The sequence below is a fragment of the Paenibacillus glycanilyticus genome (assembly GCF_023715145.1).
In the GTDB taxonomy this organism is placed as follows: Bacteria; Bacillota; Bacilli; order Paenibacillales; family Paenibacillaceae; genus Pristimantibacillus; species Pristimantibacillus glycanilyticus_A.
The window spans coordinates 1-242 of the sequence record NZ_JAMBNP010000091.1 but is presented as its reverse complement, the minus strand read 5'-3'; the positions used below and the strand labels follow the sequence as shown (position 1 = coordinate 242).

The window sequence follows — 242 nt, the reverse complement described above, 5'->3', positions numbered from 1 at the left end:
ATTAGGTTAAGCTAATAAGAGCGCACGGAGGATGCCTAGGCACTAGGAGCCGAAGAAGGACGTGGCGAACAACGAAACTGCCTCGGGGAGCGGTAAGCACGCATTGATCCGGGGATGTCCGAATGGGGAAACCCGGCTGTCGTAATGGACAGTCACTGTTAACTGAATACATAGGTTAACAAGAGGCATACCAGGGGAACTGAAACATCTAAGTACCCTGAGGAAGAGAAAACAAAAGTGAT

Annotated in this window: 1 rRNA gene; it reads left to right on the top strand. The window is 49.6% G+C overall.

What is annotated here, in order from left to right:
- Positions 1–4: 4 nt before the first annotated feature.
- Positions 5–242: ribosomal RNA gene (locus M3194_RS31110) — 23S ribosomal RNA — on the top strand; the annotation flags it as partial.